General features: G+C 38.8%; 23 protein-coding genes. All 23 read left to right on the top strand.

From position 1 onward, the window contains the following. Positions 1 to 7 precede the first annotated feature (7 nt). Complete coding sequence (gene rho / locus CKV70_RS12915) at positions 8 to 1,279, top strand: transcription termination factor Rho (protein ID WP_003727875.1); 1,272 nt, start codon at positions 8 to 10, stop codon at positions 1,277 to 1,279. 80 nt (positions 1,280 to 1,359) lie between these two features. Beyond that, positions 1,360 to 2,307, top strand: coding sequence for a glycosyltransferase family 2 protein (locus tag CKV70_RS12910; RefSeq protein WP_003724106.1), 948 nt, complete (start codon positions 1,360 to 1,362; stop codon positions 2,305 to 2,307). Continuing rightward, positions 2,304 to 2,741 carry a cell wall teichoic acid glycosylation protein GtcA gene (gene gtcA, locus CKV70_RS12905; protein ID WP_003724105.1) on the top strand — a complete coding sequence of 146 codons (438 nt, stop codon included), beginning with the start codon at positions 2,304 to 2,306 and terminating at the stop codon, positions 2,739 to 2,741. Before CKV70_RS12910 ends, gtcA begins: the two co-directional genes overlap by 4 nt. A gap of 101 nt (positions 2,742 to 2,842) precedes the next feature. After that, the gene (locus tag CKV70_RS12900) at positions 2,843 to 3,088 is read left to right on the top strand and encodes a type B 50S ribosomal protein L31 (RefSeq protein WP_003726356.1); all 246 of its coding nucleotides are present in this window, start codon (positions 2,843 to 2,845) and stop codon (positions 3,086 to 3,088) included. 221 nt (positions 3,089 to 3,309) lie between these two features. Further along, entirely contained in the window at positions 3,310 to 4,596 is a 1,287-nt protein-coding gene (locus CKV70_RS12895; protein WP_003732524.1) for a homoserine dehydrogenase, read from the top strand. Positions 4,597 to 4,598: 2 nt separating this feature from the next. Then, positions 4,599 to 5,654: a threonine synthase gene (thrC, locus tag CKV70_RS12890; protein ID WP_003729257.1), complete on the top strand. Its 1,056-nt coding sequence runs from the start codon at positions 4,599 to 4,601 to the stop codon at positions 5,652 to 5,654. Further along, positions 5,654 to 6,520 carry a homoserine kinase gene (gene thrB, locus CKV70_RS12885; protein ID WP_003732523.1) on the top strand — a complete coding sequence of 289 codons (867 nt, stop codon included), beginning with the start codon at positions 5,654 to 5,656 and terminating at the stop codon, positions 6,518 to 6,520. The genes thrC and thrB overlap by 1 nt, the downstream gene beginning before the upstream one ends. 111 nt (positions 6,521 to 6,631) lie before the next feature. Beyond that, on the top strand, positions 6,632 to 7,207 hold the full coding sequence (locus tag CKV70_RS12880; RefSeq protein ID WP_003723476.1) for a thymidine kinase: 576 nt from the start codon (positions 6,632 to 6,634) through the stop codon (positions 7,205 to 7,207). A 22-nt stretch (positions 7,208 to 7,229) separates the two neighbouring features. After that, a complete protein-coding gene (gene prfA / locus CKV70_RS12875; RefSeq protein ID WP_003726351.1) occupies positions 7,230 to 8,306 on the top strand; it encodes a peptide chain release factor 1 in 1,077 nt (358 codons plus the stop codon). Further along, positions 8,293 to 9,144, top strand: a complete 852-nt coding sequence (gene prmC / locus CKV70_RS12870) for a peptide chain release factor N(5)-glutamine methyltransferase (protein ID WP_010990011.1) — start codon at positions 8,293 to 8,295, stop codon at positions 9,142 to 9,144. Before prfA ends, prmC begins: the two co-directional genes overlap by 14 nt. Before the next feature lie 300 nt (positions 9,145 to 9,444). Continuing rightward, positions 9,445 to 10,482: an L-threonylcarbamoyladenylate synthase gene (locus CKV70_RS12865; RefSeq protein WP_003723473.1), complete on the top strand. Its 1,038-nt coding sequence runs from the start codon at positions 9,445 to 9,447 to the stop codon at positions 10,480 to 10,482. Then, on the top strand, positions 10,479 to 10,886 hold the full coding sequence (locus CKV70_RS12860; protein ID WP_014601150.1) for a low molecular weight protein arginine phosphatase: 408 nt from the start codon (positions 10,479 to 10,481) through the stop codon (positions 10,884 to 10,886). Before CKV70_RS12865 ends, CKV70_RS12860 begins: the two co-directional genes overlap by 4 nt. Before the next feature lie 135 nt (positions 10,887 to 11,021). Continuing rightward, the gene (glyA, locus tag CKV70_RS12855; RefSeq protein WP_003732521.1) at positions 11,022 to 12,263 is read left to right on the top strand and encodes a serine hydroxymethyltransferase; all 1,242 of its coding nucleotides are present in this window, start codon (positions 11,022 to 11,024) and stop codon (positions 12,261 to 12,263) included. Between the two features lie 136 nt (positions 12,264 to 12,399). Further along, entirely contained in the window at positions 12,400 to 13,029 is a 630-nt protein-coding gene (gene upp / locus CKV70_RS12850; protein WP_003723470.1) for a uracil phosphoribosyltransferase, read from the top strand. A 117-nt stretch (positions 13,030 to 13,146) separates the two neighbouring features. Beyond that, a complete protein-coding gene (gene wecB, locus CKV70_RS12845) occupies positions 13,147 to 14,286 on the top strand; it encodes a non-hydrolyzing UDP-N-acetylglucosamine 2-epimerase (protein ID WP_014601149.1) in 1,140 nt (379 codons plus the stop codon). A 467-nt stretch (positions 14,287 to 14,753) separates the two neighbouring features. Then, positions 14,754 to 14,924 (top strand): hypothetical protein, encoded by a 171-nt coding sequence (locus tag CKV70_RS12835; RefSeq protein ID WP_077346008.1) that lies wholly within the window; start codon positions 14,754 to 14,756, stop codon positions 14,922 to 14,924. Between the two features lie 193 nt (positions 14,925 to 15,117). Continuing rightward, positions 15,118 to 15,516 carry an ATP synthase subunit I gene (locus tag CKV70_RS12830; RefSeq protein ID WP_014601148.1) on the top strand — a complete coding sequence of 133 codons (399 nt, stop codon included), beginning with the start codon at positions 15,118 to 15,120 and terminating at the stop codon, positions 15,514 to 15,516. Between the two features lie 6 nt (positions 15,517 to 15,522). Beyond that, positions 15,523 to 16,239 (top strand): F0F1 ATP synthase subunit A, encoded by a 717-nt coding sequence (gene atpB, locus CKV70_RS12825; protein WP_003732518.1) that lies wholly within the window; start codon positions 15,523 to 15,525, stop codon positions 16,237 to 16,239. A 71-nt stretch (positions 16,240 to 16,310) separates the two neighbouring features. Further along, the gene (atpE, locus tag CKV70_RS12820; protein ID WP_003732517.1) at positions 16,311 to 16,529 is read left to right on the top strand and encodes a F0F1 ATP synthase subunit C; all 219 of its coding nucleotides are present in this window, start codon (positions 16,311 to 16,313) and stop codon (positions 16,527 to 16,529) included. Positions 16,530 to 16,616: 87 nt separating this feature from the next. Further along, the gene (gene atpF / locus CKV70_RS12815; RefSeq protein ID WP_014601147.1) at positions 16,617 to 17,129 is read left to right on the top strand and encodes a F0F1 ATP synthase subunit B; all 513 of its coding nucleotides are present in this window, start codon (positions 16,617 to 16,619) and stop codon (positions 17,127 to 17,129) included. Next, a complete protein-coding gene (locus CKV70_RS12810; protein WP_008948769.1) occupies positions 17,126 to 17,665 on the top strand; it encodes a F0F1 ATP synthase subunit delta in 540 nt (179 codons plus the stop codon). Before atpF ends, CKV70_RS12810 begins: the two co-directional genes overlap by 4 nt. A gap of 26 nt (positions 17,666 to 17,691) precedes the next feature. Then, a complete protein-coding gene (atpA, locus tag CKV70_RS12805; RefSeq protein ID WP_003723464.1) occupies positions 17,692 to 19,206 on the top strand; it encodes a F0F1 ATP synthase subunit alpha in 1,515 nt (504 codons plus the stop codon). 37 nt (positions 19,207 to 19,243) lie between these two features. Beyond that, positions 19,244 to 20,116 carry a F0F1 ATP synthase subunit gamma gene (locus CKV70_RS12800; RefSeq protein WP_003723463.1) on the top strand — a complete coding sequence of 291 codons (873 nt, stop codon included), beginning with the start codon at positions 19,244 to 19,246 and terminating at the stop codon, positions 20,114 to 20,116. The last annotated feature ends 53 nt before the right edge of the window (positions 20,117 to 20,169 follow it).

The raw sequence follows: 20,169 nt of genomic DNA, 5'->3' as shown, positions 1-20,169 counted from the left end.
GTACATAATGGCTAAACTCTCCATTGCATACTTAGAAAGCTTAACAATTAAAGATATATATTCCCTAGCTAAAGAACATAAGATTGCTTATTATAGTAAGCTTACCAAACGAGAACTTATTTTTGCTTTACTTAAGTCAAACGCCGAAAAAGAAGGTTTCTTTTTTATGGAAGGTGTCTTGGAAATTATTCCGAATGAGGGATTTGGTTTTTTACGACCTATTAATTATTCCTCTAGCTCGGAAGATATTTATATTTCCGCTTCTCAAATCAGACGTTTTGAATTAAGAACGGGAGACAGAGTTTCAGGAAAAGTTCGTCCACCAAAAGAAAATGAACGTTATTTTGGTTTACTGCATGTTGAGGCAGTTAACGGAGAAAACCCAGAAGTAGCGAAAGAAAGAGTGCATTTTCCTGGTTTGACGCCACTTTATCCGGATCGTCAAATTCATTTAGAAACAGAAAAATATCCAATTTCAACACGTACAATTGATTTGATTTCTCCAATTGGATTTGGACAGCGTGGACTTATTGTAGCGCCACCAAAAGCAGGGAAAACTGTTTTGCTCAAAGAAATTGCGAATGCGATTACGACTAATCATCCAGATACTGAATTGATTGTTTTGCTAATAGATGAGCGTCCAGAAGAAGTAACTGATATTGAGCGCTCTGTAAAAGCGGATGTAGTCAGTTCCACATTTGACGAAGTTCCAGAAAATCATATTAAAGTTGCAGAACTTGTGCTTGAACGCGCAATGAGATTAGTGGAGCAAAAACGCGATGTAGTTATTTTGATGGACAGTATCACGCGTCTCGCACGAGCGTATAATTTAGTTATACCACCAAGTGGCCGAACACTTTCAGGGGGGATTGACCCAGCAGCTTTTCATAGACCAAAACGGTTTTTTGGAGCAGCACGAAATATAGAAGAGGGCGGTAGTTTAACAATCCTTGCTACTGCGTTAGTTGACACAGGCTCACGGATGGATGATGTTATTTACGAAGAATTCAAGGGTACTGGGAACATGGAATTGCATCTTGATCGTCAACTTGCTGAACGTCGTGTCTTTCCTGCGATTGATATGCGTCGATCTGGAACAAGAAAAGAAGAACTTTTATTATCCAAAGAACGCTTAGAACAACTATGGAAAATCCGTAAAGCCATGCCAAAACAAGGTGATGGACTTGATATTTCAGAACGCTTTGTCCGTTACTTAAAGAAAACCGACAACAATGAAGCTTTTTATGAATTACTACAAGAGGAAATGTTTAAAAAATAAATTGAAACTGTACTTTTTTTACTAGGTTTGATACTATCGTTTTTAGAGTAATGAGTGGAAAAAAGAAAAGGAGAAAGATAATGAAACTAATTACAATATCTGTTCCTGCATATAATGAGCAAGAATCAATTACCACATTATATGAAACTATTGTGAATGTTATGGATTCCATTAAAGATAAATATACTTTTGAATTATTATTTATCAATGATGGTAGTAAGGATAAGACACTGGAAATAGTAAAGCAGCTACATAAAGAAGATAATCGAGTGGGTTTTGTAGATCTTTCAAGAAATTACGGGAAAGAAATAGCAATGGCTGCCGGATTTGATTATGCAAAAGGCGATGCTGTGATTACAATGGATGCAGATTTACAACATCCGCCAGAGCTAATTAAAGAAATGATTGAACTATGGGAATTAGGATATGAAGATGTTTATGCAAGAAGAAATAAACGTCATGGCGAAAGCTGGTTAAAGAAAGCAACTTCAAAGTGGTACTATAAAACTTTACAAAAAGTGACTAAAACCCCGGTTCTTCCAGATACAGGTGATTTTAGATTGCTCGATAGAAGATGCGTAGATGCATTGAAAAAATTAAGAGAAACACAACGTTATACAAAAGGGTTGTACAATTGGATTGGCTTTAAAAAAGTGGAAGTTACTTTTGATGCAGCGCCAAGACATGCTGGTGAAACCAAATGGAATTACCGGTCCTTGATTAATTTGGCTCTTGAAGGAATTACTTCTTATACGACATTGCCACTTAGATTATCAACTATTGCTGGTTTCGCTATCTCATTAGGCACTTTTATTTATTTGATATATATAGTAATAAAAACGCTTATCGTTGGTTCTGACGTTAGCGGATTTCCGACTTTAATGATTACAATACTGTTCTTAGGCGGGATTCAACTTATTAGTATAGGTATTATTGGGGAATATTTGGGTCGGATTTTTAATGAAGTGAAAAAACGCCCGCTTTATTTTGTAGAAGAATATAACGGAGAGAAAGAAGACATAGTATGAACAAAATAAGAAAATGGTTAGACAAGATTCCGTGGTATACGGATGAGATTCATAGTATCTTGATGTATTTAATCATGGGTGGTTTTACAACACTTATTAATATCGTGACATTTTGGTTATGTACTTATGTATTGAACTGGGATTATCGTATCGCAAACACCATTGCATGGGTTGCATCCGTCCTTTTTGCATATTTTTCTAATAAAAAATATGTTTTTGAAAGCTATACACCTACTTGGAAAGAACGCGCTCGAGAAGTTACATCATTTTTCGGTTTCCGCTTTTTGACTTATTTAGTGGACATTTTAGTAATGATTCTTCTAATTGAAGTTTTATCTATAAATGAATTATGGGCAAAAATTTGGACGAATGTAATTGTCCTTGTACTTAATTATGTGTTTAGTAAATGGATCATTTTCAAAGTGAAAAAATAATCTTGCTTGTTTGCTTCAACATTGTTATAATATCTATACTGTGTGTAAAAGCACTTAATTACTCTGTTTCAGATGATTCAGGGCGAAGGAGTTGAAAAGAAATGAAAACTGGAATTCATCCTGAGTACCGTCCAGTGGTATTTGTTGATACTAGTACTGATTTCAAATTTTTGTCAGGTTCTACTAAGAGCTCAAGCGAAACAATTAAATGGGAAGATGGCAACGAGTATCCATTACTACGTGTCGAAATCTCTTCTGATTCGCACCCGTTCTATACTGGTAAACAAAAACATGCGACTGCAGATGGCCGTGTGGACCGCTTCAACAAAAAATACGGTCTCAAATAAGACTGTATGTAACGAACGAAATAATTTGCGCACTCAGCTTTTGCTGGGTGTGTTTTTTTATGGAATTATTTCTCAGAACTACTAAAAATAAAAACTTTCCTTTCAAGGGTTTACTTTTCCCTGTGAAGTTGCGTATAATATCACTAATTACTTTTTTTATGAGTAGGTAATAAAAAAGTTAAATTTTCTGTTTTGTTAAACAATAATAAGGAGGTTTTCAAGTGGAAGCAAAGTTACAAGTAGGTGTGTTAGGATTTGGAACGGTAGGTAGCGGTGTTATTCATATTTTAGAAGAGCATCAAGAAAAAATTAGTCAAGTAACTGGATACCATATTTCTGTAAAGAAAGTGCTAGTTCGTGACTTAGAAAAAAATCGCCGTTATGAAACAAAAGGTTTTGAACTAACCACCAATCCGTCTGATGTACTGGATGATCCAGAAATTGCTGTTGTTGTCGAGGTTATGGGCAGCATCACAACTGCGCGGGAATACATTTTGCAGGCCTTGAAAGCTGGAAAACATGTAGTAACTGCGAATAAGGATTTGATTGCGCTACACGGCGACGAATTAGTGGCAGTTGCACAAGCTAATAATTGTGATTTGTTTTATGAAGCGAGCGTTGCAGGTGGAATTCCGATTTTACGTACTATCGTAAACAGCCTAGCGGCAGATAAAATTCAAAAAGTAATGGGTATCGTCAACGGGACAACCAATTTCATGCTAACAAAAATGACGACAGAGAAAAAGTCATACGAAGATGTTTTAGCAGAAGCCCAAGCACTAGGATTTGCCGAGTCTGACCCAACGAATGACGTGGACGGAATCGATGCAGCTAGAAAAATGGTTATTATGACAAGACTCGCATTTGGAATGAATGTGAATTTAGATAATGTAGAAACAAACGGTATTCGTGGGATTTCTCCTGAAGATATCGAAGTAGCGTACCAATTAGGATATAAAATTAAACTAGTAGGTACTGCCGAAGAAACAAATGGCACAGTTAATGTCAATGTTGGGCCAGTGTTATTACCAAAAGCACATCCACTTGCCGGCGTTAACTATGAAAATAATGCCGTATTTGTAACAGGTGCAGCTGTCGGAGAAACAATGTTTTATGGTCCCGGAGCCGGCGAATTACCAACAGCGACAAGTGTTGTTAGTGATTTGATTACTGTTGCGAAAAATAGCCGTCTAGGTACAAACGGTAATGCTTTCAACAGCTACAAACACGAAACAAAACATACACCAAAGGAACAAGTTTTCTCTAAATACTATCTTCGTCTAACAATGGACGATAAAACAGGAACCTTCCTTAAGTTGACGCAAATTTTTGCAGAAGCCGGCGTTGGTTTTGATAAAATTTTACAACAACCGTATGATGATTTCACGGCGACCGTTGTTATCGTGACACACTCAACAAGTCAAGCGCAATTAGAACAAGCAATCGCTAGGGTCAAAGATGAGCCAGAAATGCAAATGCTCGCAAAATATTCCGTTGTGGAGGGTTAAATATGTATAAAGGTTTACTAGAAAAATATAAAGAATATCTACCAGTAACTGATAAAACGCCAATGATCTCACTTGCGGAAGGAAATACACCACTTATTCCATTACCGAATTTGTCCAAAGAACTTGGGGTTACTTTATACGGAAAATACGAAGGCTTAAATCCAACCGGTTCTTTTAAAGATCGTGGAATGGTTATGGCTGTTGCTAAAGCGAAAGAAGAAGGTGCCGAAGCGGTTATTTGTGCATCCACTGGGAATACTTCTGCTGCGGCTGCGGCATACGCAACACGTGCGGGATTAAAAGCGTACATTGTTATTCCAGAAGGCAAAGTCGCTCTAGGAAAATTAGCGCAAGCAGTTATGTATGGCGCAGATATTATCTCGATTCAAGGTAATTTTGATGAAGCATTAAAATCGGTTCGTGAATTAGCTGAAACAGAAGCAGTAACACTTGTAAATTCCGTGAATCCATATCGTTTAGAAGGTCAAAAAACAGCTGCATTCGAAATCTGTGAGCAATTAGGTTCCGCGCCAGATGTACTTGCAATTCCAGTCGGTAATGCCGGGAATATTTCTGCATACTGGAAGGGGTTTAAAGAATGGAATGAGGCTAAAGCTTCTGGACTGCCGCGGATGCATGGTTTTGAAGCAGAAGGAGCTGCGGCGATTGTTCAAGGGAAACCAATTGATAACCCGGAAACAATTGCAACAGCGATTCGTATCGGAAACCCAGCTAGTTGGGGGCTTGCAGAAGCAGCTCGCGATGAATCTGGCGGATACATTCATTCTGTAACAGATGATGAAATTGTGAATGCTTATAAAAAAATTGCAGCACAAGATGGTGTCTTTATCGAGCCGGGTTCTGCCGCTTCATTAGCTGGTGTCATTCAACATGTAGCAAATGGAACAATTAAAAAAGGGGAAACAGTTGTTTGTGTATTCACTGGAAATGGCTTAAAAGATCCAGATACTGCGATGAGTGTGCATGAAATTCCAATTTCCCATGTGGATGATATCGAAGCAATGCGCACACATTTACGTTCAGGAGTGAAAGCTTAATGCGTATTCGTGTCCCGGCAACAACAGCCAATCTTGGTCCAGGCTTTGATTCTTGTGGCTTGGCGTTAACATTATATTTAACGCTTGATATTGGAGCGGAAGCGGATTCTTGGTATATCGAACATAATATTGGCGGCGGGATTCCGCATGACGAAACCAATGTGATTATCGAAACTGCCTTAAACCTAGCCCCTAATTTAACGCCGCATCATTTAGTGATGACCTGTGATATTCCGCCCGCTCGTGGACTAGGCAGTAGTTCTGCGGCGGTAGTTGCGGGAATTGAATTAGCCAATACACTTGCTGAACTTAACCTTTCAAAAGAGGAAAAAGTTCGTATAGCTGCCGAAATAGAAGGGCATCCTGATAATGTTGCGCCTGCTGTTCTTGGAAACTGGGTCGTAGGAGCGAAATTAGATGGAGAAGATTTCTATGTCCGCCACCTTTTTCCGGATTGTGCTTTAATTGCGTTTATTCCAAAGGCAGAACTTCTTACTTCGGAAAGTCGCGGTGTTTTACCTGATACGCTTCCGTTCAAAGAAGCTGTCCAAGCGAGTAGTATCGCCAATGTAATGATTGCAGCAATTTTACGTAATGATATGACGCTAGCTGGTGAAATGATGGAACGTGATTTATGGCATGAAAAATATCGCAGCCAATTAGTACCACATTTAACACAAATTCGCGACGTGGCCAAAAGTCAAGGAGCCTATGCTGCTTGTTTGAGCGGTGCGGGCCCAACTGTCCTAGTGTTCGCTCCTCGCAAGGTTGCTAACACACTGCAAACATCTTTACAAACGTTAGAAATAGACGCGGACGTTCTTCTTCTTGATGTCGAAGGAAGCGGCGCAGAAGTTTTTCGTTAAAATCAAGCTATGCCCATATGCGGCGTAGCTTTTTTTAACTATATGTCCCAATTTGTGCCGCTCTATGATAAAATAGGAAAAGAGTTTATAAAGTTAAAGGGAGCGGTCTTAATGGCACAATTATTTTTCCGTTATGGTTCCATGAATAGTGGGAAAACCATTGAAATTCTAAAAGTCGCACATAATTATGAAGAACAAAATAAAACAGTAGCTATCTTTACTTCAGGTATTGACGATAGAGACCAAGTTGGCTTCATTTCAAGTCGAATTGGACTGAAACGAGAAGCAACTCCTATTTTTAGTGACACAAATATTTTTGAAATCGTAGTGAATATTAAACCAAAACCAAATTGCGTTCTTTTAGATGAATCGCAATTTCTAGAAAAAGAACACGTATTTCAGTTAGCGAAAATTGTGGATGAATTAAATATCCCAGTAATTGCTTATGGTTTAAAAAATGATTTTCGAAACGAATTATTCGAAGGGTCGAAATACTTGCTGCTATATGCAGATAAACTAGAAGAAATGAAAACAATTTGCTGGTTCTGTGCCAAAAAGGCGACGATGGTTCTGCGCGTTGATGACAAAGGAAAGCCAGTTTATACAGGTGAACAAATTATGATTGGCGGAAATGACCACTATTACCCTGTGTGTCGCAAATGTCATGCCAATCCACCAATAAAATAAGTTAAAGAGGTGTTGGAATACAATGTATGATCGATTACAGGCGGTGGAAGACCGTTATGATGAACTAAATGAGTTATTAAGTGATCCAGATGTAGTATCGGATCCAAAACGACTACGCGACCTTTCCAAAGAACAATCCGGCATTACCGCGACAGTCGAAACGTACCGCGAATACAAAAATGTAAACGAACAAATTAACGAAACAAAAGAACTCCTAGGAGAAAAACTAGACGATGAAATGCGCGAAATGGCCAAAGAAGAATTCGCGGAACTTCAAAAAGAAAAGGCAGACTTAGAAGAACGACTAAAACTATTACTCGTGCCAAAAGATCCTAATGATGACAAAAACGTTATTTTAGAAATCCGCGGAGCAGCTGGTGGAGATGAAGCAGCTTTATTTGCCGGCGATTTATTCCGCATGTACAGTAAATATGCGGAATCACGCGGCTGGAAAGTAGAAATCATGGACGCGAACCCGACTGGTATTGGCGGTTACAAAGAAATTATTGCGATGATGAACGGAAATGACGCCTTTTCGCGAATGAAATATGAGAACGGGGCGCACCGTGTTCAACGTGTACCAGAAACAGAATCAGGTGGTCGAATCCATACATCAACAGCGACAGTGGCCATTTTGCCAGAAGCGGAAGAAGTGGAAATCGAGTTGCATGACAAAGATATCCGTACAGATACATTCGCATCCACTGGTGCCGGTGGACAAAGTGTCAATACAACGATGTCAGCTGTACGTTTAACGCATATTCCGACCGGAATTGTCGTTTCGATGCAAGATGAGCGTTCTCAGTTGAAAAACAAAGATAAAGCGATGAAAGTATTGCGCGCACGTGTTTATGATAAATTTGAGCGTGAGGCTCGCGAGGAATACGATGCCAACCGTAAGTCAGCTGTTGGAACGGGTGACCGCTCCGAACGTATCCGGACTTATAACTATCCGCAAAACCGCGTAACCGACCACCGTATCGGCTTAACCATTCAAAAGCTAGATCAAATCATGGAAGGCAAACTCGATGAAATCATTGACGCGCTCATCCTAGAAGATCAAACAAGTAAACTGGAGCATTTAAATGACGCAAATTAGTCAATTGTTAAAAAAAGCGGAGGCCATCCTTTTTGAAAAAGGGCTGGACCAAAATGCGGCGGAAATTTTACTAGAAACCAGAATGGGGCTTTCTCGTTCTGAGCTTTGGATGGAAATAAGTCGTGAACTTGAACCGAATCATGAAAAGCAGTTTGAGGAAGATTTTGCTAGGTATTTGGCTGGCGAGCCGGTCCAGTATATTTTAAAAACAGCCCCTTTTTATGGCTATGATTTTTTAGTAACAGAAGATGTCCTTATTCCTCGCCCCGAAACAGAAGAGTTAGTCGCTTGTGCGGAAGCTTTTTTGAAAAAACATCCAGTTAAAAATGTGCTAGATGTTTGCACTGGAAGCGGGATTATAGCGATTGCACTCAAAAAAGCATTTCCTGAGATTTCAGTGACGGCTTCTGATATTTCCGCTCCAGCACTTGTAGTGGCCAGAAAGAATGCGTTGTTATTAAATGCGGATGTGCGTTTTGTGGAAACAGATTTACTTGAAGCATTTAAACAAAACGAAGAACGATTCGATATGATTGTCGCCAATCCGCCCTATATTTCTGAAGCAGAAAAAGCAGAAATGTCGGATTATGTGCTAAAAAACGAACCTTCATTAGCATTGTTTGCTGAAAATGATGGACTTGCTATCTATGAGCGATTTGTGGATAACTTAAAATATGTCCTAAATTCTTCATTTTGGGTGGGTGTGGAGATAGGTTATACACAAGGTGAACGTGTAAAACAATTATTTGAAAAAAGTTATCCACATACTACTGTTGTTATCCACAAAGATATCAATTCCAAAGACCGCTATGTAACATGCTCTAATATATTGGTATAGAGGCGTTTCTATAAAAGAAGCGTCTTTTTCTTTTGGAAGTTATCCACAAAACTGTGGATAAAATGTTGTGCAAAAAATTTTTTTTAATCAAATCTTAATAAAAAAATGGCTTTTTTACTTATCTTTACGAATTATCCACATTTCACAAGAAGTTATCCCCATTGACAAAGTTATTATCCACAGTTTGGGGATAACTTTTGTTCAAAAATAGCGATTTCCAGATTTTAAAAAACAATACTGTAAAAATAAGACAGAAAACGTTAAAATATAATAGAAGTTATGTAAAGGGGACCGGAATTAATGCAAACCATTCATTGGAACATAAATAAGCAACAATCAAATCAAGCTATCTTTCAGGAAGCGGCCAAATTACTCCAAGGCGGTGAATGCGTGGCTTTTCCAACTGAAACAGTGTACGGTCTTGGCGCAGACGCAACCAACCAAGCTGCTGTTCAAAAAATATATGAAGCAAAAGGCCGTCCGTCTGATAACCCATTAATTGTCCACATTGCCCGTCGTGAACAAATGGATCAATTTGTAGCAAGTTATCCAGCGAAAGCCATCCAACTCATGGAAAAGTTTTGGCCAGGTCCGTTAACGGTTATTCTTCCATTGAAAAAAGATAGTTTGGCAACTAATGTTTCTGCTGGTTTATCCACAGTAGGCGTCCGTATGCCGGAACACCCTGTTAGTCTAGCGTTGATAGGTACAGCGAATATTCCTATTGCGGCTCCAAGCGCGAATCGTTCAGGAAAACCAAGTCCGACAACGGCGAGTCATGTAATAGAAGATTTAGATGGAAAAATTGCCGGAATTATCGATGGCGGCGCAACTGGTGTAGGTTTAGAATCCACCGTTATTGATTGTTCATTAGAAATTCCAATTATTCTACGCCCGGGCGGTGTTACAAAAGAACAGATTGAACAAATAATTGGTCCTGTGGATATATCGACAAACAACACGAAAGAAACAGAAAAACCAAAAGCTCCGGGCATGAAATATACTCACTATGCCCCGAAAGCGCCAGTTTATCTAATAGAAGGATCTACCCAATTTTGGCAAAGTGAAATAAATAAAGCGGAAGCTGCGAATAAAAAACTCGGTATTTTGGCGACAAAAGAACTGATAAATCAACTAAACACCAGCGGTACCATCGAAACAACTGGTAGTATAAAGGCATTGGACGAAATCGCTACAAGTCTTTACAAAGGTTTACGGGCTTTCGACCATGCCGATGTAGATATGATTTTTGCGGAAGTGTATCCAGAAATGGAACTTGGAGCAGCGATTATGAACCGATTAGAAAAAGCTGCTGGTGATAGGAGGATTACTGAATGAACGTCTTATTTGTTTGTACAGGAAATACATGCCGAAGCCCTTTAGCTGAAAAAATCTTGCAAAACTTGCGCCCAGATTTAGATGTTCGTTCAGCTGGGACACGTGCTTTGAACGGGGACGCTATCTCTGGAAATTCACGTCAAATTCTCGCGCAGATGAATTTGCCAACAACGCATCAAGCTAAAAAAATCACAGAAGCAGATATAGATTGGGCAGATCAAATTTACGTAATGACTCAAAATCATCAAGCGGAACTAAAAAGCCTTTTTCCGAAAGAGAATGATAAGATTCAACTAATTTCCGAAGAAAAAACAGATATTCCAGACCCTTACGGTGGATCAATTGAGCAATATGAAATTACCTATTACGAACTAAAAAGTGCAATTTCCGAACGTTTTCTATAAGTGAAGCGCTTCACTATCGGAAATTGCTTTTTTTTATTCCAAAATGCTTGCTTTTCTACCCAATTTAAGTAATTATTAAAGATAATACATAATAGTTCACTTGAAAAATTTATCAGAAAAGGATGGGGTCCACAGATGGTCTATTTACAAAAGCAAGATAAGGAAGTTTTTGATGCAATTAAGTTAGAACTTGGTAGACAACGCGCGAATATCGAATTAATCGCATCTGAGAATTTTGTTAGTGAGCAAGTAATGGAAGCAATGGGTTCTGTATTAACGAATAAATATGCAGAAGGTTACCCAGGAAAACGCTATTACGGCGGATGTGAATTCGTGGATATCGTGGAAGATTTAGCACGCGACCGCGCGAAAAAATTATTTGGAGCTGAATATGCGAACGTTCAACCACACTCAGGTGCTCAAGCGAATATGGCGGTTTATCATACAGTGCTTGAACCAGGTGATACCGTACTTGGTATGAACCTTTCACATGGTGGACATTTAACACATGGTAGTCCAGTTAATTTTAGCGGCGTTTTATACAATTTTGTTGAATACGGCGTTCGTGAAGATACAAAAGAGATTGATTATGATATCGTCCGTGAAGCTGCTTTAAAACATAAACCAAAAATGATTGTAGCTGGCGCAAGTGCTTATCCACGTAAAATTGATTTTGCTAAATTCCGTGAAATTGCTGATGAAGTTGGCGCATACTTAATGGTAGATATGGCGCATATCGCCGGTCTTGTTGCTGCTGGTTTACACCAAAATCCAGTTCCTTATGCTGATTTTACAACGACAACTACCCATAAAACGCTTCGTGGACCTCGCGGTGGAATGATTTTAGCCAAAGCAGAATGGGAACAAAAATTAAATAAATCGATTTTCCCAGGAATTCAAGGTGGACCATTAATGCACGTAATCGCAGCGAAAGCAGTGGCGTTTGGTGAAGCGTTACAACCTGAATTCACAACGTATTGCGAGCAAATTATTCGTAATTCTAAGAAATTAGCAGAAACTCTTCAAGCGAATGATGTTGCTGTTTTAACAGGTGGTTCGGATAATCATTTATTATTAATTGATTTAAAACCACTTGGCTTAACAGGAAAAGCAGCTGAAAAAGTATTAGATGAAGTTGGTATTACCGTGAATAAAAATACCATTCCATTCGAAACGGAAAGCCCATTTGTAACAAGTGGTATTCGTGTAGGTGTTGCTGCAGTGACGACTCGTGGATTCGATGAAGTTGCGATTGAAAAAGTCGGCGTACTTATTTCGGAAGTACTGCATAACTTAGAAAATGAAGAAGTTCTCGCAGATGTAAAAGCACGCGTGGCTACTTTAACAAATGAATATCCGCTTTATCCAAGTTTATAAAATAAGTGATCCGGTTTTTTCTATAAATAGAGAAAACCGGTTTTTTTCATGTATAGCAAATTAATCCTTGCACTTGTGTCTTGTTCTGATACAATAAGAGAAGGAAATTTTCAATATCAAAGGAGCGAACTAATCGATGGCAAATGTACACGTAATTAATCACCCACTAGTACAACACAAATTAACAATTATTCGAGATAAAAATACGGGAACAAAAGCATTCCGCGAACTTGTAGATGAAGTCGCTACATTAATGGCGTACGAAATTACACGTGATATGGAACTAGAAGACATTCAAGTGGAAACACCACTACAAACAACAACTGCTAAAACACTTACTGGTAAAAAATTAGGGATTGTGCCTATTTTAAGAGCTGGTCTTGGTATGCAAGATGGTATTTTAAAACTTATTCCTGCAGCAAAAGTAGGACATGTAGGTCTTTATCGTGACCATGATACACTTGAACCAGTCGAATATTTTGTAAAACTACCTTCTGACGTGGAAGAACGTCTTTTCATTGTTGTAGATCCAATGCTTGCAACTGGCGGCTCCGCAATTATGGCTATCGATTGCTTGAAAAAACGCGGCGCTCGCAACATGAAATTCATGTGTCTAGTAGCAGCTCCTGAAGGCGTTAAAGCTCTTCAAGACGCACATCCAGACGTAGAAATCTACGTAGCAGGTTTAGACGAGAAGTTAGACGAAAATGGTTATATCCGTCCAGGCTTAGGAGATGCTGGCGATAGATTATTCGGAACTAAATAATTAACAATCTCCTCGGTATAGTGAGATAAGGAATTATAAACAGTACTGCTTTTTAACAGACTGGGAAATTTTTTGTCGAGCTATTTCTGAGGAGTTTTTTTATAAGGAGGCCCGAAATTGGCTAAAATCAAAGTAATGAGTATCTTTGGGACAAGACCAGAGGCAATAAAAATGGCACCACTCGTTTTGGCACTAGAAAAAGAACCAGAAACATTTGAGTCAACAGTAGTGATTACAGCTCAACACCGTGAAATGCTAGATCAAGTCTTAGAGATTTTTGATATTAAACCAGATATTGACTTAGATATTATGAAAAAAGGCCAAACCTTAGCCGATATAACTTCGCGTGTAATGAATGGAATTAATGAAGTTATTGCTGCCGAAAATCCTGATATCGTTTTAGTTCACGGCGATACAACAACTAGTTTTGCTGCTGGACTGGCTACTTTTTATCAACAAAAGATGTTAGGTCATGTTGAAGCTGGACTTAGAACATGGAATAAATATTCGCCGTTTCCAGAAGAGATGAATCGCCAGTTAACTGGTGTAATGGCGGATATTCACTTTTCTCCAACCAAACAAGCGAAAGAAAATCTGCTTGCGGAAGGAAAAGATCCGGCTACTATTTTTGTGACTGGAAATACGGCGATTGATGCCCTTAAAACAACTGTGCAAAAAGATTACCACCATCCAATCTTGGAAAATCTTGGCGACAATCGTTTAATACTTATGACGGCTCACCGCAGGGAAAATTTAGGCGAACCGATGCAAGGGATGTTTGAGGCGGTTCGAGAAATCGTGGAAAGTCGTGAGGACGTTGAACTTGTGTACCCGATGCATTTGAATCCAGCTGTTAGGGAAAAAGCAATGAGCATTTTAGGCGGACATGAACGCATTCATTTAATCGAACCATTAGATGCGATTGATTTTCATAATTTCTTGCGCAAATCTTATCTTGTGTTTACTGATTCAGGCGGCGTTCAAGAAGAAGCGCCAGGCATGGGCGTGCCAGTTTTAGTTTTACGTGATACAACGGAGCGTCCAGAAGGAATCGAAGCTGGGACGTTGAAACTAATTGGAACGAATAAAGAAAATCTGATCAAAGAAGCATTAGATTTACTTGATAATAAAGAAAGCCACGATAAAATGGCGCAAGCAGCTAATCCATATGGCGATGGTTTCGCTGCGAACAGAATTTTAGCAGCAATCAAGAGTCACTTTGAAGAAACTGATCGCCCAGAAGATTTTATCGTGTAAAACACCGCGGGAAACTAGGCGTTAAAAGTCTAGTTTTCCTCTTTATTTGGAATGAAAGCGCCTTATTGTTACAGATATGTTACACGCTCGATTTTCACTAGTTCTTTTATGTTACATGTGATAAGATGGTCAATGTTATTAATATAAGAGCCCAAAAAATAGCTTGTTTGTAGCATAGGGATAGAAGACTGCGCTCAGTATTCACTACAATCCCGCCGACGCTAGGTTTGCGTTGACTGAATTGGAATTTATACGGGCACTCTATATCAAAATGCAGCTCATGATAAGTGAGTCCGGCTGTTTTTTCCGTTCTTTTTCTTGGGAAAAGAACTTTCGGTCGCGAAATTTGCGAATAATCGTATCGAATTCTTTTACCAATAGTGGTAGAAGTTTTTTTATTTGTGCGAAAGAAAGTGGTTTTGGCCTTTTTTGTGAAATAACACACGAACGGTCAACTAGTTTTTCCAATGATTACGGAGGTGTTGGTTGCTGTTAAATGGACAAAAATAATTCTGGCGTGGCAATCTAGGAAACAGATAGATTTTGAAATCAAAAAAATCTCAGAAATAATAGGCTATTCTTTTATGGATGGGTCCGATTGTGGTACTATTAGTAGTAGATGTACGCACAATTTGTGAAAGTGTATTGACTTTTCTCTTTTGGCTGTTGTATGCTAAGAACTGACACGCTGATAAGGCTTTCATGTGTGTTTGGGATTGGGATGAATTGGGGAAAATGTGCTTGTTTTCACAAACTGAACTTACTCCCTGAGATTTCAAAATGGTCATCTGGAAAGAAAAATCTTTTGAAAAAGAAAGGATTGCGCCCCGAATGTTAGAATCGCTAATTGGCATGTATCATCGTCATCAAAAGTATATGGTTCTTTTTATTGCTGTTTGTCTTTGTGGATGGTTTTTAACCCCTCATATACATATTTTTTTGGGACTTAAATTGGGTTTAATCGTCGGCTGGTTTAATTACTGGATATTAATGAGACGCACACAAGCAATGACAAGGGCTTTGGCTGAAAATCGTTCTTTTTATGGCATGGGAATGACGTTAAGAATGGGAAGCGTGTTACTTGCAACAATAATAGCGACGCAACTGCCGGAATATTTTCATGTTTATAGCATGGTAATCGGACTTGGGCTTGCATATGCAATTATTTTTCTAGATTTTTTTGCGTATTCCATGTACCGCAGAAAAAAGTTTTTAAAAAGAGAGGGGTGAACCTAATTGGAAGAGGAATTTCCAACGATAAGCCTATTAGGGATCGACTTTAATCTATCTAATATTTTGATGATTACTGTGACTTGTGTCATCGTTCTTCTAATAGCCATTATCTGTACCAGAAATCTGCAACGCCGTCCTACCGGAAAGCAGAACTTCATTGAATGGGTTATGGATTTTGTCAGAGGTATTATTAATAGTAATATGGATTGGAAAACCGGTGGGAGATTCCATGTGCTTGGTATTACGATATTAATGTTTGTCTTCGTTGCCAACATGCTAGGACTACCATTACAAATCGCAGTAAACGATGAAGTATGGTGGCGTTCACCTACAGCGGATCCAATTGTCACATTAACACTTGCGATAATGGTTCTTGGCTTAACGCATTACTACGGTATTAAAATGCGTGGTTTCAAGCACTACTTTGTTGGTACTTACTTGAGTCCAATGAAATTTTTATTCCCACTAAAATTAGTAGAAGAATTTGCTAATACATTAACGCTTGGTTTACGTCTTTACGGTAATATTTTTGCCGGGGAAGTTTTGTTAACCATTATTGCTACTCAACTTGCACATATTAATATATTTGTAGGTGTTCTTGCGATAATTCCAGCGATTATATGGCAGGCGTTCTCACTCTTTATTGGGGCAATTCAAGCGTACATTTTCACTATGCTGACAATGGTTTACATGTCACATAAGGTCAGTGACGAACATTAAACTAACTTTCAATTAAGTCACTTATAAAAGTAATAAAAAATAATTTTAAGAAAAATTAGGAGGATAATTATATGTCTTTAGGTGTTATTGCAGCTGCTATTGCTGTTGGATTAGGTGCATTAGGTGCGGGTATTGGTAATGGTCTTATCGTATCAAAAACTGTCGAGGGTGTTGCGCGTCAACCAGAAGCGCGTTCTATGCTTCAATCAATCATGTTCGTTGGTGTTGCGTTAGTTGAGGCCCTTCCTATCATCGCTGTTGTTATTGCGTTCATGGTTCTTAATAAATAATTTGAAGGAAGTTGAGGAAATAAAACCTCATCTCTTTCGTTTTGAACGAATAATTCAAGCGAATGTATAGAAAGGAGTGAAACTGGCGTGTTACAACCACATTTAGTAATTGGTTCCGCATTTACGTTTGGTGATGCATTCTTTACGCTTTTTGCTTTTTCGATTTTGCTAGTTTTAATCCGAATTTATGCTTGGAAACCGCTTATGGGTATTATGAAAGAGCGTGAAGAGCATATTGGTTCTGAAATTGATGCGGCTGAAGAAAATCGCGCTCAATCAGAAAAATTACTTGCTGAACAAAAAAGTGTTTTACAACAAGCTCGTGTGGAATCTCAAACAATGATTGAGAACGCAAAACAACTTGGCGAAAAAGAACGCGAAGAAATTGTCAAAACTGCTAGACGTGAATCAGAACGTATAAAAGAAGAAGCAAAATCCGATATTGCACGCGAAAAAGAAGATGCTATTTCTGCTCTTCGCGAACAAGTCGGTTCCTTATCTGTTCTTATTGCATCGAAAGTCATCGAAAAAAATCTGGATGAAAGAGAACAATCTAACCTTATCCAAGATTATATCGAAAGGCTAGGGGATGACAAATGAGTAAAGATTTGGAAGTTGCAGGTCGCTATGCCAATGCGCTTTTTCAAGTAGCTCAAGATAAAGATTTAGTAGACGTTTTTTCAGAAGAATTAACTGAATTAAAAGCGGCTTTAAAAGCTAATAAAGATTTTGTAAAACTACTTGAAAATCCTACTTTCACGACCGAGCAAAAGAAAAATCTTGCCAGCGCTGTTTTTGAAAAAATCAATCCGACATTAAGAGATTTTATTTATCTTTTAATCGACCGTAGCAGAGAAGATTATCTTTCTGTTATTGCGGACGTTTACCAAAAACGCGTAAATGACTTGCGAGGAGTTGCGGATGCAGATGTTTATTCTGTTGTCCCACTTTCCGAACAAGAACTTACGGCGCTCTCGAGAGTATTTGCTGCGAAAATGAACAAAACAAAATTAAACATTCAAAATCACATTGATAAATCCCTTCTTGGTGGAGTCAAAGTGGTTATTGGAACCCGTATATATGATGACAGTCTAAAAACGAAATTAAAGGACATGGAACGGCAAATTAAAGCCTAGTTTCCGTTTAACGAGGGGTGAAATCAATGAGCATTAAGGCTGAAGAGATCAGCTCAATCATAAAACAGCAGATTGAAAATTATCATTCTGAACTAAAAGTGAGTGATGTTGGTACGGTTACCTACATTGGTGACGGTATTGCGCGTGCTCATGGACTCGATAATGCAATGGCTGGTGAATTGCTAGAGTTCTCAAATGGTGTAATGGGTATGGCCCAAAACTTAGAAACAAATGATGTTGGTATCATTATTCTAGGCCCTTACACAGAAATCCGCGAAGGCGATGAAGTTCGTCGTACCGGTAAAATCATGGAAGTTCCTGTTGGCGAAGCGCTTATTGGGCGTGTAGTTAACTCATTAGGTCAACCAGTTGATGGTTTAGGCCCAATTGAAACAACTGGAACTCGTCCGATTGAAGCAGTAGCACCTGGTGTTATGCAACGTCAATCGGTAAACGAACCATTACAAACAGGTATTAAAGCGATTGATGCACTTGTTCCTATTGGTCGTGGTCAACGTGAGTTAATCATTGGTGACCGCCAAACTGGTAAAACATCTGTAGCGATTGATACTATTTTAAACCAAGCTGACCAAGACATGATTTGTATTTATGTCGCTATCGGTCAAAAAGAATCTACAGTACGTAATGCCGTAGAAACTTTACGTCATCACGGTGCGTTAGATTACACAATCGTAGTAACTGCTGCTGCATCACAACCGGCGCCACTTCTTTACTTGGCTCCTTATGCTGGTGTTGCAATGGCTGAAGAATTCATGTATAACGGCAAACACGTTTTAGTCGTATATGATGATTTATCCAAACAAGCAGCTGCTTATCGTGAGCTGTCCCTATTACTTCGTCGTCCTCCAGGTCGTGAAGCATACCCAGGGGATGTTTTCTACTTGCACTCCCGTTTACTTGAACGTGCTGCAAAATTAAATGATAGCCTAGGTGGCGGATCCATTACGGCTCTTCCATTCGTAGAAACACAAGCCGGAGATATCTCTGCTTATATTCCTACAAACGTTATCTCTATTACAGACGGACAAATCTTCTTGCAATCTGATTTATTCTTCTCGGGAGTGCGTCCAGCGATTAACGCCGGTCTTTCTGTATCCCGTGTAGGTGGATCAGCGCAAATTAAAGCAATGAAAACAGTTGCCGGAACACTTCGCCTAGACCTTGCCGCATACCGTGAGCTAGAATCCTTCTCACAATTCGGTTCTGACCTAGATGCAGCTACTCGTGCGAAACTAGAACGTGGTAAACGTACAGTAGAAGTTCTAAAACAAGATTTGCACAAACCTTTGAAAGTTGAAAAACAAGTATTGATTCTTTATGCACTTGTTCATAAATATCTGGATGATGTACCAGTTCATGATGTACTGCGTTTTGAGTCCGAAATGAATACATGGTTTGATCATAATCACCCAGAGCTTTTGGAAGAAATTCGTACAACGAAAAAACTTCCTGATGAAGCGAAACTTGAAGCAGCATTAAAAGAATTTAAAAATACATTTGTTCCTTCTGAAGAAAAATAATTTAGACTCGGAATAAATTCAAAGGTGGTGAAAATCTTTGGCATCTTTAATAGATATTAAACAACGAATAACTTCTACGCGTAAAACAAGTCAAATTACAAAAGCAATGCAAATGGTATCAGCAGCAAAACTAGGTCGTGCAGAATCTAATGCTCGTTCATATGAGCCTTATGTTTCTAAAATTAAAGACGTAGTAACACATGTTGCTAGCACTGGTAACAGTAGCGACCATCCAATGCTTGTATCTAGACCTGTTCATCGTACTGGTTATATCGTACTTACTTCTGATACTGGACTTGCAGGTTCTTACAATAGTTCTGTAATCAAAGAAGTATTTCAAGAAATTAATAAAAAGCATACGTCAAGTGATGAATATGCAATAATCACTGTAGGTAGATCTGCTCGTGACTTCTTCAAAGCGCGCCAAATGAACGTGGTTTTAGAAGTACAAGGTATTACAGATCACCCGATATTTGCGGAAATTAAAGATATTGCTAGTAACACAGTTCAAATGTTTGAAGATGGTGTTTATGACGAGGTTTTCATTTATTATAATCACCATATTAATTCTATTTCTAGTGAACTGAGAAAAGAGCAACTATTACCACTGACGGAATTTCACGAAAAAGGTAAAGAAACGGATGTAGATTTAACTACTTACGAATTTGAACCTTCCGAACAAGAAATCCTGGAAGTATTATTACCGCAATATGTGGAAAGCCTAATTTTCGGAGCACTTCTGGATGCCAAAGCCGCTGAACATGCTGCTCGTATGACTGCCATGAGAAGCGCGACAGATAATGCATCCGATTTAATCAGTGACTTATCACTACAATATAACCGTGCTCGCCAAGCTGCGATCACGCAAGAAATTACCGAAATCGTCGGAGGAGCAGCCGCGCTAGAATAGAAGCCGGCGTTTCTTGTAACGTCCCAATAAATGGGAAGGTAAGTGAGGAGGAA

This window comes from Listeria monocytogenes, assembly GCF_900187225.1.
Taxonomy (GTDB): Bacteria; Bacillota; Bacilli; order Lactobacillales; family Listeriaceae; genus Listeria; species Listeria monocytogenes.
Note: the sequence above shows the minus strand (reverse complement) of the source record. Positions and strands in the feature narration are given on the sequence as shown.